Source organism: Vibrio gigantis (assembly GCF_024347515.1).
GTDB lineage: Bacteria > Pseudomonadota > Gammaproteobacteria > Enterobacterales > Vibrionaceae > Vibrio > Vibrio gigantis.
On sequence record NZ_AP025492.1, the window covers coordinates 655,812 to 678,353 of the forward strand.

Annotated in this window: 19 protein-coding genes; 11 read left to right on the forward strand and 8 right to left on the reverse strand. The window is 43.9% G+C overall.

All coding sequences use genetic code 11. The features are described from left to right. Positions 1 to 45: 45 nt before the first annotated feature. Positions 46 to 1,557: an exopolyphosphatase gene (gene ppx / locus OCV56_RS02945; protein ID WP_086716153.1), complete on the reverse strand. Its 1,512-nt coding sequence runs from the start codon at positions 1,555 to 1,557 to the stop codon at positions 46 to 48. Continuing rightward, the gene (gene ppk1, locus OCV56_RS02950) at positions 1,544 to 3,643 is read right to left on the reverse strand and encodes a polyphosphate kinase 1 (RefSeq protein ID WP_086716154.1); all 2,100 of its coding nucleotides are present in this window, start codon (positions 3,641 to 3,643) and stop codon (positions 1,544 to 1,546) included. Before ppk1 ends, ppx begins: the two co-directional genes overlap by 14 nt. A 200-nt stretch (positions 3,644 to 3,843) precedes the next feature. Between ppk1 and OCV56_RS02955 the strand changes: the two genes are divergently transcribed. The 4 genes from OCV56_RS02955 (at position 3,844) to phoU (ending at position 9,473) form a co-directional block, all read left to right on the forward strand. Continuing rightward, positions 3,844 to 6,060, forward strand: coding sequence for an ABC transporter permease subunit (locus tag OCV56_RS02955; protein WP_086716155.1), 2,217 nt, complete (start codon positions 3,844 to 3,846; stop codon positions 6,058 to 6,060). 111 nt (positions 6,061 to 6,171) lie between these two features. After that, entirely contained in the window at positions 6,172 to 7,881 is a 1,710-nt protein-coding gene (gene pstA, locus OCV56_RS02960) for a phosphate ABC transporter permease PstA (protein ID WP_086716175.1), read from the forward strand. Continuing rightward, positions 7,882 to 8,700 carry a phosphate ABC transporter ATP-binding protein PstB gene (pstB, locus tag OCV56_RS02965; protein ID WP_086716157.1) on the forward strand — a complete coding sequence of 273 codons (819 nt, stop codon included), beginning with the start codon at positions 7,882 to 7,884 and terminating at the stop codon, positions 8,698 to 8,700. It begins immediately after the preceding gene. A 74-nt stretch (positions 8,701 to 8,774) separates the two neighbouring features. Then, positions 8,775 to 9,473: a phosphate signaling complex protein PhoU gene (gene phoU / locus OCV56_RS02970; protein ID WP_086716158.1), complete on the forward strand. Its 699-nt coding sequence runs from the start codon at positions 8,775 to 8,777 to the stop codon at positions 9,471 to 9,473. A 17-nt stretch (positions 9,474 to 9,490) separates the two neighbouring features. On the opposite strand, the gene OCV56_RS02975 is transcribed toward phoU, so the two are convergent. From OCV56_RS02975 to OCV56_RS02995, 5 genes are all read right to left on the reverse strand, one after another. Then, positions 9,491 to 9,982, reverse strand: coding sequence for a hypothetical protein (locus OCV56_RS02975; RefSeq protein ID WP_086716178.1), 492 nt, complete (start codon positions 9,980 to 9,982; stop codon positions 9,491 to 9,493). 201 nt (positions 9,983 to 10,183) lie between these two features. Next, entirely contained in the window at positions 10,184 to 11,026 is an 843-nt protein-coding gene (locus OCV56_RS02980; protein ID WP_086716160.1) for a YadA C-terminal domain-containing protein, read from the reverse strand. A 142-nt stretch (positions 11,027 to 11,168) separates the two neighbouring features. Then, on the reverse strand, positions 11,169 to 12,098 hold the full coding sequence (locus OCV56_RS02985; RefSeq protein ID WP_086716162.1) for a LysR family transcriptional regulator: 930 nt from the start codon (positions 12,096 to 12,098) through the stop codon (positions 11,169 to 11,171). 100 nt (positions 12,099 to 12,198) lie between these two features. After that, positions 12,199 to 12,942, reverse strand: a complete 744-nt coding sequence (locus OCV56_RS02990; RefSeq protein WP_086716164.1) for a copper homeostasis protein CutC — start codon at positions 12,940 to 12,942, stop codon at positions 12,199 to 12,201. Positions 12,943 to 13,257: 315 nt separating this feature from the next. Next, positions 13,258 to 13,866: a peroxiredoxin C gene (locus tag OCV56_RS02995; RefSeq protein ID WP_004740353.1), complete on the reverse strand. Its 609-nt coding sequence runs from the start codon at positions 13,864 to 13,866 to the stop codon at positions 13,258 to 13,260. Between the two features lie 210 nt (positions 13,867 to 14,076). Between OCV56_RS02995 and OCV56_RS03000 the strand changes: the two genes are divergently transcribed. Beyond that, entirely contained in the window at positions 14,077 to 14,982 is a 906-nt protein-coding gene (locus OCV56_RS03000; RefSeq protein WP_017632986.1) for a hydrogen peroxide-inducible genes activator, read from the forward strand. A gap of 79 nt (positions 14,983 to 15,061) precedes the next feature. Here the strand turns inward: OCV56_RS03000 and OCV56_RS03005 are convergent, their stop codons facing one another. Further along, positions 15,062 to 15,508 (reverse strand): CBS domain-containing protein, encoded by a 447-nt coding sequence (locus OCV56_RS03005; RefSeq protein WP_086716165.1) that lies wholly within the window; start codon positions 15,506 to 15,508, stop codon positions 15,062 to 15,064. 334 nt (positions 15,509 to 15,842) lie between these two features. Here OCV56_RS03005 and queA point away from each other — a divergent pair, with 334 nt between their 5' ends. The 6 genes from queA (at position 15,843) to OCV56_RS03035 (ending at position 22,484) form a co-directional block, all read left to right on the forward strand. Next, positions 15,843 to 16,895 carry a tRNA preQ1(34) S-adenosylmethionine ribosyltransferase-isomerase QueA gene (gene queA / locus OCV56_RS03010; protein ID WP_019822091.1) on the forward strand — a complete coding sequence of 351 codons (1,053 nt, stop codon included), beginning with the start codon at positions 15,843 to 15,845 and terminating at the stop codon, positions 16,893 to 16,895. A 193-nt stretch (positions 16,896 to 17,088) separates the two neighbouring features. Then, positions 17,089 to 18,225: a tRNA guanosine(34) transglycosylase Tgt gene (gene tgt / locus OCV56_RS03015; RefSeq protein WP_017056177.1), complete on the forward strand. Its 1,137-nt coding sequence runs from the start codon at positions 17,089 to 17,091 to the stop codon at positions 18,223 to 18,225. Between the two features lie 110 nt (positions 18,226 to 18,335). Continuing rightward, a complete protein-coding gene (gene yajC / locus OCV56_RS03020) occupies positions 18,336 to 18,665 on the forward strand; it encodes a preprotein translocase subunit YajC (RefSeq protein WP_010440492.1) in 330 nt (109 codons plus the stop codon). Positions 18,666 to 18,685: 20 nt separating this feature from the next. Next, positions 18,686 to 20,542 carry a protein translocase subunit SecD gene (gene secD / locus OCV56_RS03025; protein WP_086716167.1) on the forward strand — a complete coding sequence of 619 codons (1,857 nt, stop codon included), beginning with the start codon at positions 18,686 to 18,688 and terminating at the stop codon, positions 20,540 to 20,542. A gap of 14 nt (positions 20,543 to 20,556) precedes the next feature. Further along, a complete protein-coding gene (gene secF / locus OCV56_RS03030; RefSeq protein ID WP_086716169.1) occupies positions 20,557 to 21,504 on the forward strand; it encodes a protein translocase subunit SecF in 948 nt (315 codons plus the stop codon). A gap of 95 nt (positions 21,505 to 21,599) precedes the next feature. Further along, positions 21,600 to 22,484 (forward strand): LysR family transcriptional regulator, encoded by an 885-nt coding sequence (locus OCV56_RS03035; protein ID WP_086716171.1) that lies wholly within the window; start codon positions 21,600 to 21,602, stop codon positions 22,482 to 22,484. The last annotated feature ends 58 nt before the right edge of the window (positions 22,485 to 22,542 follow it).

Here is a 22,542-nt window from a genome sequence, read left to right on the forward strand (position 1 = left end):
TGAACAGCTTGCGATGTCGCAGGCTGTTTTTATTTTGACTGTTCGTTATTCTAGCTTTAACGACCACCCTGCATTTTGCCAACGTTGTTGTTCTTCTCTGAGTTCACAATTAAGCAGTTGGTTTTGAGCCAACCAATCGCTGCTAGATCCTTTCAATTTCCAGTTATCCTGTTGTTCAATCGTTAGAGTTACATCTGGAGTTAGCGTTTGATTTCGCTGACGGTTAAGTAAGATAGCGAGTCTTAATATACGAATTAGCAGCGTTATTTGTTGTGGGGGAAATAGGGAAAGCTCCGGCAAGTCTTGTAACTTGAGCGCTTTTCTTTGATAGCGAACCAATGTTGAGATCAGACGTTGTTGCTCAGTATTGAAGCCTGGCATTGTCGTGTGTTTAAGCAGATAAGCCGAATGACGGTGATAGCCTTGGAATGCAATGCTTTGTCCCACCTCATGAAGCAATGCAGCCCAACCAATCAGATCATACAGCTCATTACTGACCGCTGTTGTCACTTGAGGTTGCATTTGCTTCAGCAATGCAAGAGCGAGTACTTTTACTTTCTGACCATGAGCTACGTCGACATGGTATCGGGAAACTAGCGTTTCGGCAGTTCTTGTTCGAACATCAATATCTTTAAATCTATCCTCCATGTCATAAAGAACACCTTCTCTCAGAGCACCATCAGAAAAATGTAACGCCTTGATATCTAGCGTATCCATAATTGCTGAAAGAATGGTGACGCCAGCAGCAAACACTGGCTTTCTCTCATCACTTAAACCTGAAAGATTTAAGGTTTTGGATGATGAAAATTCACATAAGTGATTTTTTAAATAGGACAGGCGTTGTGGCGTAATGAGACCATCGCTGAACCCTAAGCCAATGAGTACCTCCTTTACTGATTTAGCGGTCCCAGATGAGCCAAAGGCGATTTCCCAAGAGGCTTTTGTGTATTCTTCAATCAATGGCATCAATAGACGAGTAGCTGCGGTATAAGCTTCTGAGAAGTGCTGTGAGGTTAGATCTCCGTTAGTAAAGAAACGTTGAGTGAAGTTGACGCATCCCATCGGTAAACTGCGCATAATTTGGGGGGTAAAGCCTTGTCCAGCGACGAGTTCCGTACTTCCTCCACCGATATCAATAACCAATTTAGATTCAGAAGCGGTTTGAGTGTGCTCTACACCGTTATAGATTATTCGAGCTTCTTCTTGACCGGAAATGATCTCTATTGGAAAAGGAAACAGTGGTTTGGCTTGCTCTATGAAGTCTTTAGCGTTTTTGGCCTTTCTTAGAGTATGAGTCGCAACAACTCTGACATCATCAAGTTCAAAATCCGCTAGTCGTTCTGCGAACACTTTCAGGCACTCTAAGCCGCGCTTGATAGCGCTTTCGGATAGGAAGTGACTTTCATCCAATCCATCACCTAATCTTACTTTCTGTTTGTGTCTACTGACTAATTGCAGGTGTTGATCGAATACTCGGGCTACTACCATATGGAAGCTGTTCGACCCCAAATCGATAGCGGCAATACATCGAGAATGTTTGTTATCAATTAGCGACATGATTTCTCTCTTGTTTGTACTTCTTGCGAGCCAATTTCTCCATACGTTTAATATAGTGGTAAGTGGAGAGTTGCGACGTCGGGTAATCAAGCGGGTTTGCCGGTGCTTGTATATAAGGGTTACTCATCGATTGGTTTAGCACTCTAGCTTTGTTGCTGTCATCGAAATGAAACTCGGTGATGTCGATAATGGTTTGCTTGATCTTTGGATCTAAAATTGGGGCTGCAACTTCGATGCGATGATCAAAGTTTCGTGTCATCCAGTCTGCAGAGGAGATATAGACTTTCGGCTTTCCAGAGTTACCAAATATCATCACTCTCGGGTGTTCGAGAAAACGGTCGACCACACTGACAACTTCAATATGGTTACTGACGTTGGGTATGCCAGGGACAAGAGAGCACATGCCACGAATGACCATTCTCACTTTTACATTTGCTTGGCTGGCCTGATAGAGCTTTTCAATGATATCGCGGTCGACCAAGTTGTTGAGTTTTAGAGTGATGCTTGCTGGCTTATCCTCTATCGCGTTTTGTATTTCACTATCTATCAACTGATACAGACGTTTTCTTGTATTCTTTGGCGACACAATCAGTTGTTTGAATTGGGACCTTTGATAAGGGTTTTCAACATACTTAAAGACTTGCCTCACCTCTTGAGTCAAATCTTTATTTGCAGTGAGCAGAGAAAAATCGGTATATACCCGCGCTGTAACTTCGTGAAAGTTGCCAGTGCCAATATGGGCATAATGCTCTGTATGCTTGCCTTCTTTTCGTTTGATGAGCAGCAGCTTGGAGTGGATCTTCAAGCTCGGGATGCCATGGATGACTTTTACACCCGCTTCTTGAAGTTTCTTGGTCCATTGAATATTGGCTTGCTCATCAAAGCGGGCTTGCAGCTCGACAACCACGGTGACCTTTTTGCCATTGTGCGCAGCGTCGATAATCGAGCTAAGGAGTTTTGAGCCTTCTGCAACACGATAAACGTTTATTTTTATGGAGGTTACCTTAGGGTCAAAGGAAGCCTGCCTCACGAGCTCAGTGATGTGATTAAAGGTGTGATAAGGGTAATGGAGTAAGATGTCACGAGCTTTGATCGCTTCGAAATAGTTTGGGTAGTGGCTGAAATGCGCACACTTAATCGCGGGTAGCGGACGATTAACTAAATCACGTCGATTAAGGCTTGGGAACTCAGAGAAATGTTTGAAGTTATGATAGCGTCCACCTGCGATGACACTATCATAGTCAGACAGCTTAAGCCTTACTTGTAAAAAATTAAGCATTTCAGCTGGCATTTCTGATTCATAGATAAGGCGTATTGGCAGTGCCGTTAAGCGTTGTTCTAAACCTAAAGACATCGACTCTAAGAGGCTACTTTCATTGTCCTCTTGAAGATCATAATCAGCATCACGCGTCATTTTTATCGCAAAACAACGCAATGAGTCATATTCAAAGAATCCTTTAAGCAAGTCATCCAAACAAAATCGAACTATATTATCTAATAAGATCAAAGTCGTACGCTGTGAACCAGAGGAGTCTGGTAGCTTAACAAATCGAGGGAGTGCCTCTGATGGGATTTCGAGTAAGACATATTGAGAAGATGCGTCACGCTCGATGTCGATGGCTAAGTAACTTTGCTCGTCTTTCATAATATTGAGCAACTGGCTATCTTCGTTTAAAAGAAACGGAGTTAAATGCGGAAGTACTTTTTTCTTAAAGTACTTCTTGATCCATTCGCTTTGTTCTTCGCTGATTTGTTGTTCGTTGACCAGAAAAATACGATTGCGTGCCAATTCTAATAGCAAGTCGTTATACAGTTCATGGAATTGAGCGTCGAGCTTGCTCGCTTTATTCTGCATTTGAGTCAGTAAGGCTTTCGGCGAGTTGGAGGGGAACTGTGGATCTTGAAGTAAGATCTTTCGCTTCACATCAGCAAATCGGACTTTGTAAAACTCATCGAGGTTTTTCGAATAAATACCTAAAAAACGAACTCTTTCGATTAAGGGGACTGACTTGTCTGTCGCCTCTTGGAGCACTCTTTCGTTGAAAGATAACCAGCTAAGTTCTTTTGTTACATAGTCTTTTTCCATCGAGATAAGAATCCTTGAGTACTGGTTATAGAGCTAATTACTTTAATTTAGAATGGCAAAATGCACAAAATCTATGATCTTACTTTAAGAAATATGGCTAACAAACTTGTTATTAGTTTCAGTTGTTTAACGTAACTTGTAATATAATTGTCATCTAACGTACATATTATGTCAGTAGCTAAAAAAAGGTAGATAAACAGATGGCTTCAGCCCAATTTTCATTGAAAGAGCGCGACAAAAAAAGATGGTTGAAAGATCGTCTCGTCCGTTTTTCGGTGACATGTGGCGCGGTCAGTGTTCTAGCCGCTTTGGTATTGATCTTTGTTTACTTAGCTATGGTTATTTTACCGGTATTTTCTGATACTGGTTTAGAGACTAACCAAGCCGTAAAAAAGGTTGCCGTAGAAAAGCCTATCGTCTTATCTGTTGATGAATATGGTCAACATGCATTTACTATCGAAAAATCAGGTTTGGTACAGTTTTGGGATTTAGAGTCTCAAAATACACACTCTTACTTTGAGCGTAATGTTGTAGCTAACCCAACCGCCTTTTCTCGAAATACCCCCTCAGAAAACTGGTTCGCCTTTGCCGACAGCGCAAGCAATCTTACTTTTTTCTATCCTGAGTATAGTGCGCCTGTGCTGAAAAAGGGCAGTGAAGCCGAACCTAAAATTGAGCAAATCGATCTCCCTGAACCATTCTTAAATGGTGAATCATCAAACGGAGTGACAATTGAAAAATTCGCGTTTTCTAAAAATGGACGTGGTATTACGGTAGTCGCTCAGCTAAGTGACCAACGAGTCTTGGTTAAGTGGTATGAGAGTGATCTTACTGGTCAGTATGTTTTTCAGAAAAGCCAATGGCTATCGGATAAGTTGGGCTTACAGCAACAGTTACTAGTCACTCCTGATGGGCAAACTTTATATCTCCGCGCACAATCGGATTTGGCTGTTTTGAAACTATCAGATGACGGTTTTAATGTTCGTGAAGTGATCGATCTGAGCTTAAATGATGCGAAGCATTCCGTAAAAAGCATCGATTTACTGTCTGGGGCATACTCGTTGTTGGTTACGCATGAGGATGGACTGGTTTCTCAGTGGTTCGATGTACTCAAAGATGAAAAGCGTGTTCTGACCCATATTCGAGACTTCCAACTTGCTGAACAAGTGCAGTTTATTTTGCCTGACACTTATAGGAAGGGTTTTTATAGCTTCTATAAGAACGGCACATTACAAAGCCATTATACGACTAGTGAAAAGCTGTCGTTGTTTGAACGAGCATTTGATAAATCACCACAATTAGCGGCTATGTCTGCCAATGAGCTGCACCTGGCGACGCTGATTGATGGCACCATCAGTGTGGCGAAAGTTGATAATGAATATCCACAAATCTCGTTCTCATCGCTCTGGCAAAAGGTCTGGTATGAAAGTTACCCTGAGCCGCAATATGTTTGGCAATCAACGTCGGCGAATGATGACTTTGAAGAAAAATTCAGTTTAGTACCTATCACGTTCGGCACTATCAAAGCAGCTCTGTTTGCGATGATGTTTGCAGTGCCAGTCGCTGTGCTTGGAGCTATTTACACCGCATACTTCATGTCTCCACGGATGCGAAGAGTGGTGAAACCTTCGATAGAGCTGATGGAAGCACTTCCGACTGTGATCATCGGATTTTTGGCCGGGCTTTGGTTTGCTCCAATCGTCGAGACGCATTTAACGGCAGTCTTCTCATTAATGGTGTTACTACCACTGAGCACACTGCTTACTGGACTTGTTTGGTTTTGTTTACCGAAGCTGGTCACGGGGCGCTTCTCTAATGGTTGGCACGCACTGATATTGATTCCGGTATTGGTGATTACGGTGGTTGCTGTGTTTGCTGGTGGAAACAGCATTGAAGCTTTGTTATTTGGTGGTGATATTCGAACCTTCTTGGCTAGCTACGGCATCGACTTTGACCAAAGGAATGCACTGGTGGTCGGTTTTGCTATGGGCTTTGCGGTCATCCCAACGATCTTCACTATTGCTGAAGATGCTATTTTCTCTGTACCTAAACATTTATCTGATGGTTCATTGGCGTTGGGTGCGACCGCGTGGCAAACCCTTATTTATGTGGTGTTATTGACGGCGAGCCCGGGTATCTTTTCTGCAGTTATGATGGGGTTAGGACGCGCGGTTGGCGAAACCATGATCGTCTTGATGGCGACAGGTAACACACCAATTCTTGACTGGAATATTTTAGAAGGGATGAGGACATTATCGGCAACGATTGCTGTTGAATTGCCAGAATCAGAAGTGGGCGGTTCTCATTTCCGCTTGCTGTTCTTGGCCGCACTCTTACTGTTTATCTTCACATTCGCGGTTAACTCAGTCGCAGAGTGGGTTAGACAAAGACTGAGAGATAAATATCGTGCGCTGTAGTGTTAAATGTTTGCCTCAATGGGTATTAATGTCTTTTCGTGGTTTGGTTAGCGTACCTCGTGATCTTCGCCGTTGTTTGAGTTTAGCGCGCCAAGAGCAAGGTCGATCATGATGAATAAACTGAAGTCATTATTATCTTGGGTTAAATCGGGCTCTCCGTGGATATGGCTAACGGGTGGAGCGGTGAGCATCAGTATGCTTTCTGTTCTTGGCCTAATGCTGCTGATTGGTTGGAAGGGCTTAACCTATTTTTGGCCCGCTCCTTTATACCAATGGCAAGTTGATTCCAAAGATTTATCGTTAGTAGTCGATCTTGATGAAACCGTATCAAAACAAGATGTATTGATTGGTCAGTTATATGAACGAAAATACATCCCGATAGAGCAAGTTCCTCAAGTCCATGACCTTTTGTCACCTCAAAATTTGTCGACTGGGCTAATACAGCGCTTAAGCATCAAAGTCGCTAACAGAGAGCTGTACCCTGCGGATTTTGTTTCCATTCTGGATGTTAACTTACGTGAACCAACAACCCCGCTTGATTGGGTTGTGATTGAACGAAGTCGAGGTGGCTATTTCTTTGGTAAGCCGGTGGGTTTTAAAACCGCTTCTGGCACATTTGATACGAACATAGATCAAAAGCTCGAACAGGGTTTAGCGTTTGCCGATACGTTACGTAAAGAAACATCGCGTGTTGTGAACCAAGAAATTCGCAATATCAGTTGGCAATTGGAAAACTTGCGTTTAGAAAAGCGTAAGCTTGAGCTCAATGAGTCAGTAAGCGATGAATACCTTAAAACCTATACTCAAACTAAACTGGAATTAAATCACCAGTTAGGTGAAGCAGAAATTAAGCTTGAGCACCTTAGAAAGCAACTTAATGTTGAAAGCTTGCTCGTTGAGGATATGACAGGAAAGGTGGTTGAAATTTCGCTCAGTCACATTCTGGATTACTGGTACCCGAATAATATGTCTTATCTTGAAAAGGTTGGGCATTGGGGCAAACAAGTTTGGAAGTTTTTATCAGAGAGCCCACGAGACTCAAACTCTGAAGGTGGTGTATTTCCAGCGATTTTTGGCACTGTACTGTTGGTTATTCTTATGTCGATCGTCGTGATGCCTCTTGGCGTGGTCGCTGCTATATATCTCCATGAATACGCAAAAAACAACGCACTCACACGTTTGATTCGCATTGCTGTGATTAACTTGGCGGGTGTACCGTCAATTGTGTATGGTGTTTTTGGTTTAGGCTTTTTTGTTTATACCATTGGTGGCTCGATTGACACTCTGTTTTATGCTGAGCGATTACCTGCTCCGACATTTGGTACTCCGGGTCTACTGTGGTCAGCATTAACCTTAGCGGTATTAACATTGCCCGTTGTTATTGTAACCACCGAAGAAGGTTTAACACGCATTCCTAGCTCTGTGAGGCACGGTTCATTAGCCCTTGGTGCTACTCAATTTGAGACGCTTTGGCGCATTGTTTTACCAATGGCAAGCCCTGCGATTATTACGGGTTTGATTTTAGCAATCGCGAGAGCTGCGGGGGAAGTTGCCCCATTGATGCTGGTGGGTGTTGTGAAATTAGCGTCAAGCTTGCCAGTCGATAGTCAGTTCCCGTATCTACACTTAGACAGAAAGTTCATGCACTTAGGTTTTCATATCTATGATGTTGGTTTTCAAACCTCTAATATCGAAGCGGCGCGACCCTTAGTGTATGCGACTTCATTTTTATTGGTTACGGTGATTGTTGGATTGAATTTAACAGCCATCAATATCCGTAATAACTTGCGCGAAAAATACCGAACCTTAGGACAAGATTAGATGTTCTCGATTAATGAAACCTTGGGTTACCAAGCACCACTTGATGTTCACAACCTGAAGGATGAGCAAATTGCTATCTCGATTGAAGGGCTGAATCTTTATTATAAAGAGAGCCAAGCACTTGATGATATTTCAATGCAGATCCCGAAGGGGCAAGTGACCGCGTTTATCGGCCCTTCTGGCTGTGGTAAGTCGACTCTGCTGCGCTGCATTAATCGCATGAACGATCTTGTTGAAGGCTGCAAGGTTTCCGGGAAAGTGAAGCTTCATGGTAAGAATGTGTATCACCCTCAGGTGGATGTCGCGACCTTACGACGTCGTGTCGGCATGGTATTCCAGCGCCCAAACCCTTTTCCAAAATCTATATATGAGAATGTGGTTTATGGTTTGAGGCTACAAGGTGTTAGCAACAGCCGAGATCTTGACGATGCGGTTGAGCGCTCTCTGCGTGCTGCCGCGCTATGGGATGAAGTAAAAGATCGTTTACATGAAAACGCCTTTGGTTTGTCTGGTGGTCAACAACAGCGCTTAGTTATTGCTCGTGCGGTTGCGATTGAGCCTGAAGTACTCTTGTTGGATGAACCGACATCAGCACTGGATCCTATTTCTACTTTGACGATTGAAGAGCTGATCAACGATCTCAAAACACAATACACCGTGGTGATTGTTACCCATAACATGCAACAAGCCGCGCGTGTGAGTGACCATACCGCCTTTATTCATATGGGAAAATTGATCGAGTACTCAGATACAGACTCAATTTTTACGTCTCCATTGAAAAACCAAACGGAAGACTACATTACTGGTAGATATGGCTAACCTCTAAAGAGGCGTCATCTAGAGCTAAGTCACTCTACATAAATGGCTTTCTTCATTTCTTTCAAGGAGCAAATATGCACTTCGGTCGTCACATTTCAGCGCAATTCAATGTCGAGTTAGAATCCATCCGTACTCATGTCTTGACTATGGGTGGGCTAGTGGAACAGCAACTTTCGTTTGCAATGCAGGCGCTTCACAAAGACGATGTTGAATTGGCTAAAAAAGTGATTCGTGACGACCATAAAGTGAACGCGATGGAAGTGTCGATTGACGAGGCGTGTACTCGAATCATTGCAAAGCGTCAGCCGACAGCGAAAGATCTGCGTTTGATTATGGCGATCATCAAAACGATTACCGACCTAGAACGTATTGGTGATGTCGCCTCTAAAATTGCTCAAGGCGCAATAGAGATCCCTTCGACCAAAGAGCAAAAATTCCATGTTTCATTAGAACCTCTTTGCCGTCAGGCTATCACCATGCTTCACCAAGTGTTAGATGCTTTTGCTCGTATGGACGTGGATGCGGCAGCTGAAGTTCATAAACTTGATGACAAGCTGGATGCGGAATACGAGGCTGTTATTCGTCAGTTAATGACTTACATGATGGAAGACCCAAAGAACATTCCTAATATCTTGCAAGTGATGTGGTCAGCTCGTGCGATTGAGCGAGTGGGGGATCGTTGCCAGAATATCTGCGAATACATTATTTACTTTGTGAAGGGTAAAGACGTACGCCACCTAGGTGATCAGAGCCTCGATGACGCACTAAAATAATCTCTTCGATTACGTTTCTAGAAATGAAATATAGCACCTAAATTGACATTAATCGTTGTGTCGTAAGGGATGTAGGTTTTATTGTGATCAAAAAAGTTCATATCAAAACCAGCGCGCAGGCCGACCATTGGTGTCGCTTGATAGACGTAGGCTCCTCCAAGGCTTAAACCGTTTGCTGTTCTCTCTTCAATGTCTCCGGAAGACGTTTTTTTTCCATCATAACTTGCCATTCCTATTTCAGCTTGAAAGCCGTGTGTTCTATTTTGTCCGAACATATTTTGGATACCAATTCGGTATGTATTGACCGTTTCATCATATCGATTACTGTCATACCAAATATGAGAGTAGCTTAGATACATCGCACCTAAATCTGCTACATCAGTAATACCAGCTTGCACTCCAAAGCCATGATAAGCGCCAATTTTTAGTTCTGGGGATAAATGGAGACCACTTGAGAATGCAGAAGTTGAGAATAAAGCTGAAGCTAAGAGGAGTGTTTTTAATTTCATGGTACCACCGAAGTAATTGTTTGCTCTCCTTAGCATTAGGTCGATCCATGTGCAAACCCAGTGAACACTCTGGGTGACGGAAAATATTATATTGGCTTTGAAAAAGTAAGCTAATAAGAGCTAGTTATCTCAGTGATAACCCAATCTTATTATTGTCTTACTTATGGAAATCCCCACCATCCATAGCAGGGAGAGAGTGCTCTATTTAAAATTGTATTGAAGACCAATGCCGCCAGCGACATCTGAAGATGAATATTTGCCTGAAGTCTCGTAGTGGAAAGTGCCCGAAACACTTAGGCTTTCATTAATGCCGTATGCACCACCTAGCGCAAGTGCTTCTTTTGAACCTGCGAAGCCAACACCTGCACCAATAGCAAATTCACCGTTGGTAACGAATGGGCGAGCATTAGTTACTGCGTGCAAGCTTGCACGGATACCGTCCATCTGTTCTTCATGGTTGTTGAACCTTCCGTTATATTCTTCGGCCATTGCCGTTAGGTTCATTTCTGCTGCAGAAATACGCTGTGATTCTGATGGTCCAGAGATATCTGGCACATCTACATCATCCCCTTCAATTGGGTTTGAAGGCACCTGTGGTTGAGGGCGATCAGGTGTATTATCAACTGGTGGCTGTGTTGGAATCGGCGGGTGAGGTCGATCTGGTGTATTGTCTACCGGCGGTTGAGTTGGGATCGGTGGATGTGGGCGATCCGGTGTGTTATCAACTGGCGGTTGAGTCGGCGTATGCTCAATTGGCTGTGTCGGCTTTGGCAACTCAATTGGGTGGCTAGGATCTGGTAACGTTGGTTGGACCGGCAACTGAGGCTGCGTTGGTGTGTGCTCAATTGGATTGCTTGGCTCAGGTAAAATCGGCTGAACTGGCAATTGAGGTTGAGTCGGCGTTTGCTCAATTGGCTGAGCAGGGTTTGGTAGCTCAATCGGGTTTGAAGGAGTTCCTTCAATTGGATTTTGGATGTTGATGTCTGCAAATGCAGGCAGTGAAAACGCAGTGGCAAGAGATACTGCAATAATTGATTTTTTCATTGATACACTCTCAATAGTATTAGAAATATTGAGCATCCTTACTTAGGTTGCACTGTTTGTACTGACTCCCTGTCGATGAAGAGAATATTAAACAGTGTTTTATTTTTAGGCTAAGTAGTGGTTTTTATATCAGTGATAAGTATTACTTATTAACTTGTTCGGTTAAAGCTTGTTGGATTTCAGAGAAGAGCCAAGTGAGCATAGGGTCATTGCGGTTTTTGAGGTGTATATGAGCATGGATTGGCATTTGGTAGCGTTTTCCTTCAATCAATACGTCGATTGCTCTTAAGTCGGGGTACTTCTCGACTGGAAAAATATTGGAATGGGGCATGTACATATCGGTGTGAAGAACTACGTCAATGATGGCCATGATCAACTCAGAGCGAAATCCAACTTTATGCTCTAATGAATAACGCTCCATCATTTTAGCAGCGTAGCTATAGCTATCATTCCAACCAGGAGAGATCATTGAGGCAATCTCGAAACCAGCCATATCTTTGGGCTCAATTTCTTGTTTCTTTATTGGGTGGTCTTGTCTTACAAAGATTCTGCCTGTGAGGTCGATGAGCTTTTTGGCGTACACTTCTTTTGAAGTATTTGGTATTGCATAGCTTACGCCCAAATCGACGACGCCTTTTTGAATCTCTTCTTGTGTGGATGGCTTCCAGCTAAGCAGTTCAAGTTGTGCGTTTGGAGCTTGAGCTTTGATCCGTTTAAATAGGCTGCCTGAAAGACATGTTAGGACCACTGGTGATAAAGCAATTGTGATTTTATGGTTGATCTCTTTCGGGTCGAATTGATTCGATGTATTAAGTGCGGATTCTAAGCCGTGGAAATGCGGCGTAATATTATTCGCTAGTTGCTCACAAAAAGATGTCGGTTGTAGTCCTTTATGTACTTTAACGAATAGATCATCTGAAAAATGATGACGCAGTTTCTGGAGAGCTTGACTCACTGCTGGCTGAGAAACGAATAAACGCTCCGCTGCCTTTCTGGTGTTTTTTTCCTGGTAAACAATCAAAAAGGTGCGCAACAAGTTTAAATCAAGAGAGCTGAATAGATCCTTAGCCATAACATTCCATGAGTCGCCATATTGAGTTTACTAATATACGTGACTTCCAAGCTTTTACTAGCCATGTTGTGTTGGTGTTTAGTCAGCTCTCGGAGTTTATCTATTTGTTAAGCGAGGCTATCAGATCTTGAATCTTTGCCGTACTCGTTACTGGGATTAAGTAATCGTCAACGTCATCTTGCCCCATTTGAGCTTGAGAGGCTTGTGTCATTAGGCTTGGTCTTGTCGACTTGCCAGATAGGTGCAGTGCTTGAACGCCAGTGTGCTTGAGAATGTCTTGGCCATTTTCAGCTGTAACGCCTGCCCCTGCCATAATGTCTAAGCGGCCTTGAGTGAGCGTAACCATTTCCTTGAGAATGTCTTTTCCTTGCTCTGCGTTACTTGCTAAGCCTGAAGTTAAAACACGTTCACAACTAAGTTCGATAATCTGTTCTAGAGCTTCTCGGTAATCCTTAAGTTGGTCGATAGCGCGGTGAAAGGTCACGCCAAGTTTTAGCTGGTGGGCTTTTGAGGTGAGTGCTTTCATCGCAACCATGTCTATTTCACCTTGAGCGGTAAGCACACCTAATACCACACCGTCTAAACCAGCATCGGCAGCGGCTTGGATGTCATCAAGCATGCACATCATATCGTCATTATCGAAGATGAAGTCGCCTTGTCTTGGGCGAATCATTGCATACACGGGAACTGATGAGATGCGAGCGGCTTGCTTCATTATTCCGAAGCTCGGAGTTAATCCACCAAGTGCTAGTGAAGCGCAGAGCTCAATACGATTCGCTCCGCCTGCTAGGGCATTGTGTAGGGATTCTAGGTTATCGATACAAACTTCAATTTCGATGTTCATGATATTTAACTCGTTCAAATTGAGACTGAGGAAATCATAGCAATCTTGAGACGACTCTGAATAGGCAGAGGTAGAGGAAAATAGAGGTAAAGTTTCGCTTTGCGGTTACCCCTATTCATAGTGGACATGACCAAGGAATAAATCATTGTTGAAGCGATAGAGGCGAAAAGCCCGAAGCGTTAACTTCGGGCTTTGAATAAGACTTTACTTCTTAACTGATTGGCGGTGCGCTTTGCGCTGTAGCTTATGCTTTATTTCTCTTTATAGAGAGTCATCCAACCATTCACCCGTGTTGAGGCGGGCTTAAGAATGTAATTACTTGCTTAGGTCGTCAGCGTGCTCAGATAGGAATGCTGCAACACCTTTTGGAGATGCGTCCATACCTGATTTACCTTCTTCCCATTGTGCAGGACAAACTTCACCGTTCTTCTCGTGGAAGTTTAGTGCGTCTACCATGCGTAGCATTTCGTCGATGTTACGACCTAGTGGAAGATCGTTAACTACTTGGTGACGTACAAGACCGTCAGCGTCGATTAGGAAAGAACCACGGAAAGCAACGCCTGCTTCTGGGTGCTCAACATCGTATGCTTTACAGATTTCGTGCTTAACGTCAGCAACTAGTGGGTATTTAACTTGACCGATACCGCCGTCAGCGATAGCAGTGTTACGCCATGCGTTGTGAGAGAATTGAGAATCGATAGAAACACCGATTACTTCAACGCCTTTAGCTTGGAAATCTTCTAGACGGTTGTCGAAAGCGATTAGCTCTGAAGGACAAACGAAAGTGAAGTCTAGTGGGTAGAAGAAAACAACCGCTTTCTTACCTTTAGTGAATTCTGCGAAGTTGAAGTTATCAACGATCTCACCGTTACCTAGAACAGCTGCTGCAGTAAAGTCAGGGGCTTGACGACCTACTAGTACCATTTTGGAATCTCCTAAAAAATTAGTTGGCCCAACACATCTTTGTTTGGGCTCCGTTTCTACGCGACAAACTATAGTACAATCGGTACTATAGAAAAAAGCGAATTAAATAGATTAAGTTCATCGAAAAAAGCGATAAGCTTATTCTTTGTCCTTTTCTCAGGTCTTAGGACCTTCGTGTAACTTATCCTACTCATATTACAAAGTAATTTCATGAATAAATGGCCAAGTCTTAAGCAACTTCACTATCTTGTTACTCTTCACGAAACACGGCACTTTAGCGACGCCGCTGATCGCTGTTTCGTTAGCCAATCTACTCTGAGTAAAGGTATCCAAAACCTAGAAGAGCTGATCGGTTGCCCTTTGTATGAGAAGAAAGATAAAAAGAGCCCACTCGTTTTCACTCAAGCGGGAGAGCTGGTGGTTAAGCATGGCCGAGAGTTATTGGCGAAAGGGCAGGACTTGGTTGAACTCGGAAACCTATGTAATGGCGATGCGATGCAAGGTCAGCTGCGAGTAGGGTGCATTCCTACCATTGCGCCATTTCTTTTGTGCGATCTGGTACAAGAAGCCAACCAACGCTTTCCTCAGTTAAATCTGCTGTTGCGCGAAGACACGACAACGAACTTACTTGCGGCACTGCGCCATGGTGAGTTAGATGTATTGATTCTGGCTCTACCTGTTGATATCGACAACATGGAGAGCAAAGTGGTTGGGCAAGATCCTTTTAGAATGGTCATCAGCCGTAATCAAGCAGATGGTATTCGTGTCCCTATTAAATATGACGACCTGCCAGACGAGTCTGTATTCTTATTGGAGAACGAGCACTGTTTAACTGAGCACGCGGTGTCAGCGTGTAAGTTAACTGACAAAGAGAAGATCAACCCGTTCACAGCAACGAGCCTTCACACCTTGGTTCAAATGGTAGCGAACGGTTTAGGTACTACCTTTATTCCGCAAATGGCTATTGATCACGGTTTGCTGGAAAATCAAAATCTGGTGGTTATCGACCCTCCTGGCCAACAGGCATACCGAGACATCGGTCTTGTTTGGCGACCAAGCTCTTCGCGTCGTGAGACGTTCCATCAACTAGCAGATGTGGTATCTGAGCTTCTATAACAGCCTACAATAGTTCGTATCGACAAAAATTCCTTCGAGCGGCATAACGAGCCGCTCTTCTTGAGAACACTTCCGAGCGTTACTCTACTTCCGCTTCTTCTGGCTCGACTTCTTCTTGTAGCTCTAACAAGTTAATCGCTATTGTGACGAAATCGCTGTCAGTGATAATGCCCACTAGTTCGTGGTTTTCAACGACAGGTAAACAGCCCACTTTGTGCTTCTGCATATAGATAGCCGATTCTTTTAATCCTGCTCGCGGCTCTACAGACATAACACTTTTATGCATGATGTCGTTAAGTGGTGTTGAAAGAGTAAAAGATTGAGCTTGTGGGATGTTTTGTAGGCTAGATTCTTGAGCGGCTAGAACGTCTCGCTGTGTGACGACACCTAATAGTTGTCTGTCTGAATCAACGACCGGAATATGGCGGATATCAAGCGCTTCCATCATGTGCTTAGCATCGGCTAGTGAGTGTGAGCGCAATAGAGTATGAGGGTTGCGAGTCATCATATCTTCAACCTTGATCATACGAACCTCCTTATTATTTATTTGTTGTTATCACTATAGTTTTTTATCCAAAAAATAACTGAGATCTGACGCATTCTTGGGTGAGTTTTATGCAACTAATTCTTTAGTTTGAGGAGGTGAATCAGTAGCATTATTTTACGCCTCTTTACAATAATCCATTGCTGTAAACCTTGCTATTGCGGCTCGTGTGCCTATACTAGCCCACTGCGAAATTTTTAGTCGTGTTTGCGATATCTTTCTGGTAACGATTTACTTACCGTCACGATTATCCAGCAACTACGATTTATGATTCGTCAATGGCACAAATCTCATCAACTAAGACAAGACTAGACACATGCAAGTTTCAGATTTTCACTTTGACCTACCAGATGAACTCATTGCTCGCTACCCTCAAGAGGAGCGCACAGCAAGCCGCCTGCTTAAATTAGATGGCAACAGCGGCAACCTAGCTGATGGTTCGTTTAAAGACGTTTTAGACTTGGTTGAGCCAGGCGATCTGGTTGTTTTCAATAACACTCGAGTAATTCCTGCTCGTGTATTCGGTCGCAAGGCATCAGGCGGTAAGCTTGAAGTGCTGGTTGAGCGTATGCTTGATGAGAAAAGTATTCTAGCGCATGTTCGTTGTTCTAAATCACCGAAACCGGGCACTAAATTGTTCCTTGGTGAGAACGATGAGTATGAAGCTGAAATGGTGGCGCGACATGATGCGTTATTTGAAATCCATTTCACATCTGACCAAAGCGTTTTAGAGATTCTTAACAGTGTTGGTCACATGCCACTGCCTCCTTACATCGATCGCCCTGATGAAGATGCAGATAAAGAGCGCTACCAGACGGTCTATAATGAAAAGCCGGGTGCAGTTGCAGCGCCAACAGCAGGCCTTCACTTTGATGACAAGCTAATGGCTGACATGAAAGAAAAAGGTGTCGAATTTGCTTACGTGACGCTTCACGTTGGAGCTGGCACATTCCAGCCCGTGAAAGTAGACAACATAAATGATCACCACATGCATGCTGAGTATGTTGAAGTACCGCAAGAGGTGGTAGATGCGGTTGCAGCAACTAAAGCTCGTGGCGGACGTATTATTGCCGTTGGCACAACATCAGTGCGCTCACTAGAAAGTGCAGCGCAAGATGCGCTAAAGAAAGGTACCGAATTAGTTCCTTTCTTTGGTGATACTGAAATCTTCATTTTTCCTGGCTATGAATACCAGTTGGTGGATTGCTTAATTACCAATTTCCACTTACCTGAATCGACTCTGATTATGTTGGTGAGTGCATTTGCAGGTTACGACAATGTGATGGGCGCATACGATCACGCAGTGAAGAGCGAATATCGTTTCTTCAGCTACGGTGATGCTATGTTCATCAACAAGAAAACCAGCTAATTTAGCCGGTTATAAGCGATATAAAAAAAATTTACGGGTGCTAGCAGTAAGCTAGGAGTCGGGCAGGGTGTCTGTCTAATCTCTCGCAAGGAATACGCGACCGCTCCTCATAGAACCTACTAGACTGAACTTTTGTTTGGCCTAAGGTTCTGAATTAACAGTCAGATTGTTTCTCTGGCATATTGGAGGCTTCGTGAAATTAAAATACGAACTTAAAAAAACTAATAGCGGCGCACGTCGTGGTCAACTTCAGTTTGAACGCGGTACCGTTGAAACCCCAGCATTCATGCCTGTAGGTACTTACGGTACTGTAAAAGGTATGACACCTGAAGAAGTGAAAGACACAGGCGCTGAAATTCTATTAGGTAACACATTCCACCTATGGCTACGTCCGGGTCAAGAAATCATGAAAATGCACGGTGACCTGCACGATTTCATGAACTGGCACGGTCCTATCTTGACAGATTCAGGCGGCTTCCAAGTATTCAGCCTAGGTGCTATGCGTAAAATCACTGAAGAGGGGGTTCACTTCCGTAACCCTGTAAACGGTGACAAGATCTTCATGGACGCTGAGAAGTCGATGGAAATCCAAAAAGATTTAGGTTCAGACATCGTAATGATCTTCGATGAGTGTACGCCTTATCCAGCGACACACAAAGAAGCAAAAGACTCAATGGAGATGTCTCTTCGTTGGGCAGAGCGTTCACGTAACCACTTCGACAAACTTGAAAACCCGAACTCACTATTCGGCATCGTTCAAGGTGGTGTGTACGAAGACCTTCGTGATGTATCGGTTAAAGGCCTAACAGAAATTGGTTTTGACGGTTACGCAGTAGGTGGCCTAGCCGTAGGCGAACCAAAAGAAGATATGCACCGTATTCTTGAGCACACATGCCCTCAACTGCCAGAAGATAAGCCACGTTACCTAATGGGCGTAGGCAAACCTGAAGACTTGGTTGAAGGTGTTCGTCGCGGTATCGACATGTTTGATTGTGTAATGCCAACGCGAAATGCACGTAATGGCCACCTGTTTGTGACTGAAGGTGTGATCAAGATCCGTAATGCGAAGCATAAAACCGATACAACACCACTAGATTCAGAGTGTGACTGTTACACTTGTAAGAACTACAGCAAGTCGTACTTACATCATTTGGATCGTTGTAACGAAATCCTAGGTGCTCGACTGAACACGATTCATAACCTGCGTTTCTACCAACGAGTAATGTCAGACATTCGTCAGTCTATCGATGAAGACCGCTTTGAAGAGTTCGTTGCAGAGTTCTACGCAAGAATGGGGCGTGAAGTGCCACCACTAGGTAAAGAATCTTAGTATTCCTTTTTTGCGAGCCCTATCTCTCTTCCGAGTGATGGGGCTTGAAAGTAAAGGGATGCGACCCAATTAGACAAACAATTACGAAAATATAATAGAGGATGTTTTAAATGTTTATTTCTCAAGCTCACGCAGCAGCAGAAGGTGCACCAGCAGGCGGTGGTTTCGAAATGCTTATCATGCTAGGTATGTTCGCTGTGATCTTCTACTTCATGATCTACCGTCCACAAGCTAAGCGTGTTAAAGAGCACAAGAACCTTATGTCTTCTATGGGCAAAGGCGACGAAGTTCTTACAAGCGGCGGCCTAATCGGTAAGATCACTAAGATCGCTGAAGACAGTGACTACGTTGCTATCGAACTGAACGCAAACAACGAAGTAGTTATTAAGAAAGACTTCGTTACAGCAGTGCTACCAAAAGGTACTCTGAAATCTCTATAAACAGCTAGAGGATCCTCGCTGTGCTAAACCGTTACCCGTTATGGAAGTATTTGATGGTGGTGTTTGCCATCGCTATCGCTGCGTTGTACGCACTTCCAAATATATACGGTGAAGATCCGGCAGTTCAAGTTACAGGGGCGCGCGGCGCCTCTGTAGATATGTCTACGCTGGATGCTGTCACCAATGCTCTTGAAGCAGAAAACCTTTCTACTAAATCCGTTGCTCTCGAAAACGGTTCCATTCTTGTTCGCTTTAACGACACAGATACGCAAATTAGTGCCCGTGATATCATCACCGAAGCACTAGGCGATGACGTTATCGTTGCTTTAAATCTAGCGGCTTCAACCCCTGACTGGCTTGAATCTATTGGTGCTGCACCAATGAAACTTGGTCTTGATCTACGTGGTGGTGTTCACTTCTTAATGGAAGTGGATATGGACGCTGCGATGCAAAAGCTGGTTGGTCAACAAGAAGAAGCATTCCGTAGTGAACTTCGTGAAGAGAAAATCCGTTATCGTGCAATTCGCCCATCTGGTAAAGATGCAGTTGAAGTGATTCTACGTAACGAAGAGCAGCTTGCTGAAGCGAAATCGCTACTGCAATCTAAGCACCAAGACATGACGTTCGTAGATTCTGAATCTAACGGTCGCTTCTCTTTGGTTGCAAGCTTTACAGAGGCTCGTCTTCAAGAAATCCGTAACTACGCGGTTGAGCAAAACATTACCATTCTACGTAACCGTGTTAACGAACTTGGTGTTGCCGAGCCTTTGGTTCAACGTCAAGGTTCTAGCCGTATCGTAGTGGAGTTGCCTGGTGTTCAAGACACGGCTCGCGCTAAAGAAATCCTTGGTGCTACCGCGACGCTTGAATTCCGTGAAGTGGATAGCAGTGCTGACTTAGCCGCTGCCGCTTCTGGTCGTGCCCCTGCTGGTAGTGAAATCAAGGAAGATCGTGATGGTCGCCCTGTGGTACTTAAGAAGCGCGTTATTCTAGGCGGTTCAAGTATTACTGATGCAAGCTCAAGTGTTGATGAATATGGTCGTCCTCAAGTTAACATCTCGCTAGATAGCGAAGGTGGTAGCAAGATGTCTGCATTCTCTCGTCAGAATATCGGTAAGCTAATGGCAACCGTATTTGCAGAGTACAAAGACAGCGGTCGTAAAACACCGGAAGGTCGAGTTATCTTAAGTAAGCACGAAGAAGTAATTAACCAAGCGACGATTCAGTCAGCGCTAGGCCGCAACTTCCGTATTACTGGTATCGACTCAACGGCTGAAGCTCATAACTTGGCACTTCTACTACGTGCTGGTGCATTGATTGCGCCTATTTCGATTGTAGAAGAACGTACGATTGGTCCATCTATGGGTCAGCAAAACATCGATATGGGTATCATGGCGATGGTTTGGGGTATGGCTGCAGTAATGCTGTTTACGCTGCTTTACTACCGTAGCTTTGGTCTGATTGCAAACGTTGCGCTAATGGCTAACTTGGTGCTTATTATCGGTGTGATGTCGATGATTCCGGGGGCTACTATGACCCTACCAGGTATTGCCGGTATCGTATTAACGGTCGGTATGGCGGTCGATGCGAACGTACTGATCTTTGAGCGGATACGTGAAGAGCTTCGAGATGGACGTAGTCCACAACAAGCTATTCACCAAGGTTACGCGAACGCATTCAGCACAATCGCCGATGCCAACATCACCACACTACTAACAGCAATCATTCTATTTGCTGTGGGTACTGGTGCGATTAAAGGCTTCGCGGTAACGCTGTCTATCGGTATCTTGACTTCAATGTTTACAGCTATTGTCGGAACACGTTGTATCGTGAACCTGATGTATGGCGGCAAACGCGTTAAAAAACTGTCGATCTAAGGCTAGGAATTAATATGTTTCAGATTCTAAAAGCAGACAAAATGATCGACTTTATGCGTTGGTCAAAGGTTGCCTTTGTTTTTTCTATCTTGATGATTGGTACTGCTATCTTCACCCTAACAACGAAATCGTTGAACTGGGGTCTAGATTTTACAGGCGGTACTCTGATTGAAGTTGGCTTTGAACAACCAGCACACCTTCCTGATATCCGTAGTGCACTAGAAGCCGAAGGCTTTGGTGATGCGACGGTACAGAACTTCGGTTCAGCTCGTGATGTAATGGTTCGCCTACGTCCACGTGATGGCGTAGCGGGCGAAACACTTGGTAATCAGATCCTTTCTGCTATTGAGAGCGGTACTGGTGAGCAAGTTGAAATGCGTCGTATCGAGTTCGTTGGCCCTAACGTGGGTGACGAATTAACAGAAGCTGGTGGCCTTGCTATCCTTGTTTCTCTTATCTGTATCCTGATCTACGTGTCAGTGCGATTCGAATGGCGCTTGGCTGCAGGTGCGGTATTAGCACTAGCACACGACGTTATCATCACTCTGGGTGTGTTTTCTCTAATGCAAATTGAGGTTGACCTTACCATCGTAGCAGCCTTGCTAACGGTAGTCGGCTACTCCCTCAACGATACCATCGTTGTATTTGACCGTATTCGTGAGAACTTCCGTAAGATGCGTAAGGGTGAAGCACCTGAAGTACTGAACAGCTCAATCACACAAACATTGAGCCGTACATTGATCACTTCTGGTACCACGTTATTTGTAGTTATCGCACTGTTCGTTCAGGGCGGCGCTATGATTCACGGCTTCGCGACTGCACTTCTACTAGGTATTACAGTTGGTACTTACTCTTCTATCTACGTTGCATCTGCACTGGCGATGAAGTTGGGTATTACGCGTGAGCACCTAATGCCACCACAAGTGGAAAAAGAAGGTGAAGAGTTTGACGAGATGCCTTAGGCCTTAGCTTAATACGTTTCGCTAAACCAAAAAAACCGCTAGGCAACTAGCGGTTTTTTTATATACAGTGGAAGAGAGCATACAGGAGGCGGTTTATGGATCTGAATTCATTGAAGTATTTTATTGCAGTTTATGAAGAGCGAGGTGTCTCCAATGCGGCTAAACAGCTTGGGATTACGCCATCTGCGGTGAGCCAAAATATCTCTAAGCTGAATGAGTTCTATAATGAGGTTCTATTCGTCCGCTCAGGCAATACCCTTGTTCCTACCAGCAAAGGTGAGAGTCTCTATCAAGCGGTGAAACCTCATGTGGATGCGATAGCTGCTGAGTCAACAGCGCTGCGCAATCCGAGAAAGTCTAAGCGCGTCATTACTTACTTCGGTCACAAAGATGGCGATATTCTCTTTTATCCTCAGTTGCTAAACGCGATATCTCATTCGAATTTTGATCTCTCGTTAACTAACCGAGCGAACTTTGTTGCTCAAGATGAGTGGTTAGATGAACTGCGCTTACGCAAAGCAGATTTCATGATATCCACCCAACCTGTTGAACTCAGTGGGTTCGAAAATATCTTGTTGTTTAAAGATGAACTCGTCGCTGTGTGTTCTGAAACTCACCCCAAAAGAGACGCGATGCTCAATGAGTCCCAGTTTCTTGAATTGGATTTTATTGCTTGGAATACTCAAAGAGAGCAGCCTTTCATTTTAGATTCGCTGTATTCCGGCAATGTAGAAAATCGTAATATCGTTTATACGTCGGACTCACTGCTTACTTCGCTGTATATGGTTTCTAAAAGTGAATTGGTGTGCGTGGTGACTAAGCGTCATGCAGAGATGCTGAAACAAGAACTTAACTTATCTATCTATTCACTACCATTTTCGGAACAACTTTCAATTCCTGTTTATCTTAGTTATCGAAAAGTGCCTAAATCCGATGTGGTCCTTCATTGGGTTTTGAATCAAATCAAAGCCATCATATAACAACTATTCACGCTTTAACTTCAGCTAAACTGTGTTTTTAGCAGGGATAAATAGAGAC

Excerpts from the sequence above, each read along its gene's own strand:
- ppx (WP_086716153.1), bottom strand. The coding sequence starts at position 1,557 with ATGTCGCTAATTGATAACAAACATTCTCGATGTATTGCCGCTATCGAT.
- ppk1 (WP_086716154.1), bottom strand. The coding sequence starts at position 3,643 with ATGGAAAAAGACTATGTAACAAAAGAACTTAGCTGGTTATCTTTCAAC.
- OCV56_RS02955 (WP_086716155.1), top strand. The coding sequence starts at position 3,844 with ATGGCTTCAGCCCAATTTTCATTGAAAGAGCGCGACAAAAAAAGATGG.
- pstA (WP_086716175.1), top strand. The coding sequence starts at position 6,172 with ATGAATAAACTGAAGTCATTATTATCTTGGGTTAAATCGGGCTCTCCG.
- pstB (WP_086716157.1), top strand. The coding sequence starts at position 7,882 with ATGTTCTCGATTAATGAAACCTTGGGTTACCAAGCACCACTTGATGTT.
- phoU (WP_086716158.1), top strand. The coding sequence starts at position 8,775 with ATGCACTTCGGTCGTCACATTTCAGCGCAATTCAATGTCGAGTTAGAA.
- OCV56_RS02975 (WP_086716178.1), bottom strand. The coding sequence starts at position 9,982 with ATGAAATTAAAAACACTCCTCTTAGCTTCAGCTTTATTCTCAACTTCT.
- OCV56_RS02980 (WP_086716160.1), bottom strand. The coding sequence starts at position 11,026 with ATGAAAAAATCAATTATTGCAGTATCTCTTGCCACTGCGTTTTCACTG.
- OCV56_RS02985 (WP_086716162.1), bottom strand. The coding sequence starts at position 12,098 with ATGGCTAAGGATCTATTCAGCTCTCTTGATTTAAACTTGTTGCGCACC.
- OCV56_RS02990 (WP_086716164.1), bottom strand. The coding sequence starts at position 12,942 with ATGAACATCGAAATTGAAGTTTGTATCGATAACCTAGAATCCCTACAC.
- OCV56_RS02995 (WP_004740353.1), bottom strand. The coding sequence starts at position 13,866 with ATGGTACTAGTAGGTCGTCAAGCCCCTGACTTTACTGCAGCAGCTGTT.
- OCV56_RS03000 (WP_017632986.1), top strand. The coding sequence starts at position 14,077 with ATGAATAAATGGCCAAGTCTTAAGCAACTTCACTATCTTGTTACTCTT.
- OCV56_RS03005 (WP_086716165.1), bottom strand. The coding sequence starts at position 15,508 with ATGATCAAGGTTGAAGATATGATGACTCGCAACCCTCATACTCTATTG.
- queA (WP_019822091.1), top strand. The coding sequence starts at position 15,843 with ATGCAAGTTTCAGATTTTCACTTTGACCTACCAGATGAACTCATTGCT.
- yajC (WP_010440492.1), top strand. The coding sequence starts at position 18,336 with ATGTTTATTTCTCAAGCTCACGCAGCAGCAGAAGGTGCACCAGCAGGC.
- secF (WP_086716169.1), top strand. The coding sequence starts at position 20,557 with ATGTTTCAGATTCTAAAAGCAGACAAAATGATCGACTTTATGCGTTGG.
- OCV56_RS03035 (WP_086716171.1), top strand. The coding sequence starts at position 21,600 with ATGGATCTGAATTCATTGAAGTATTTTATTGCAGTTTATGAAGAGCGA.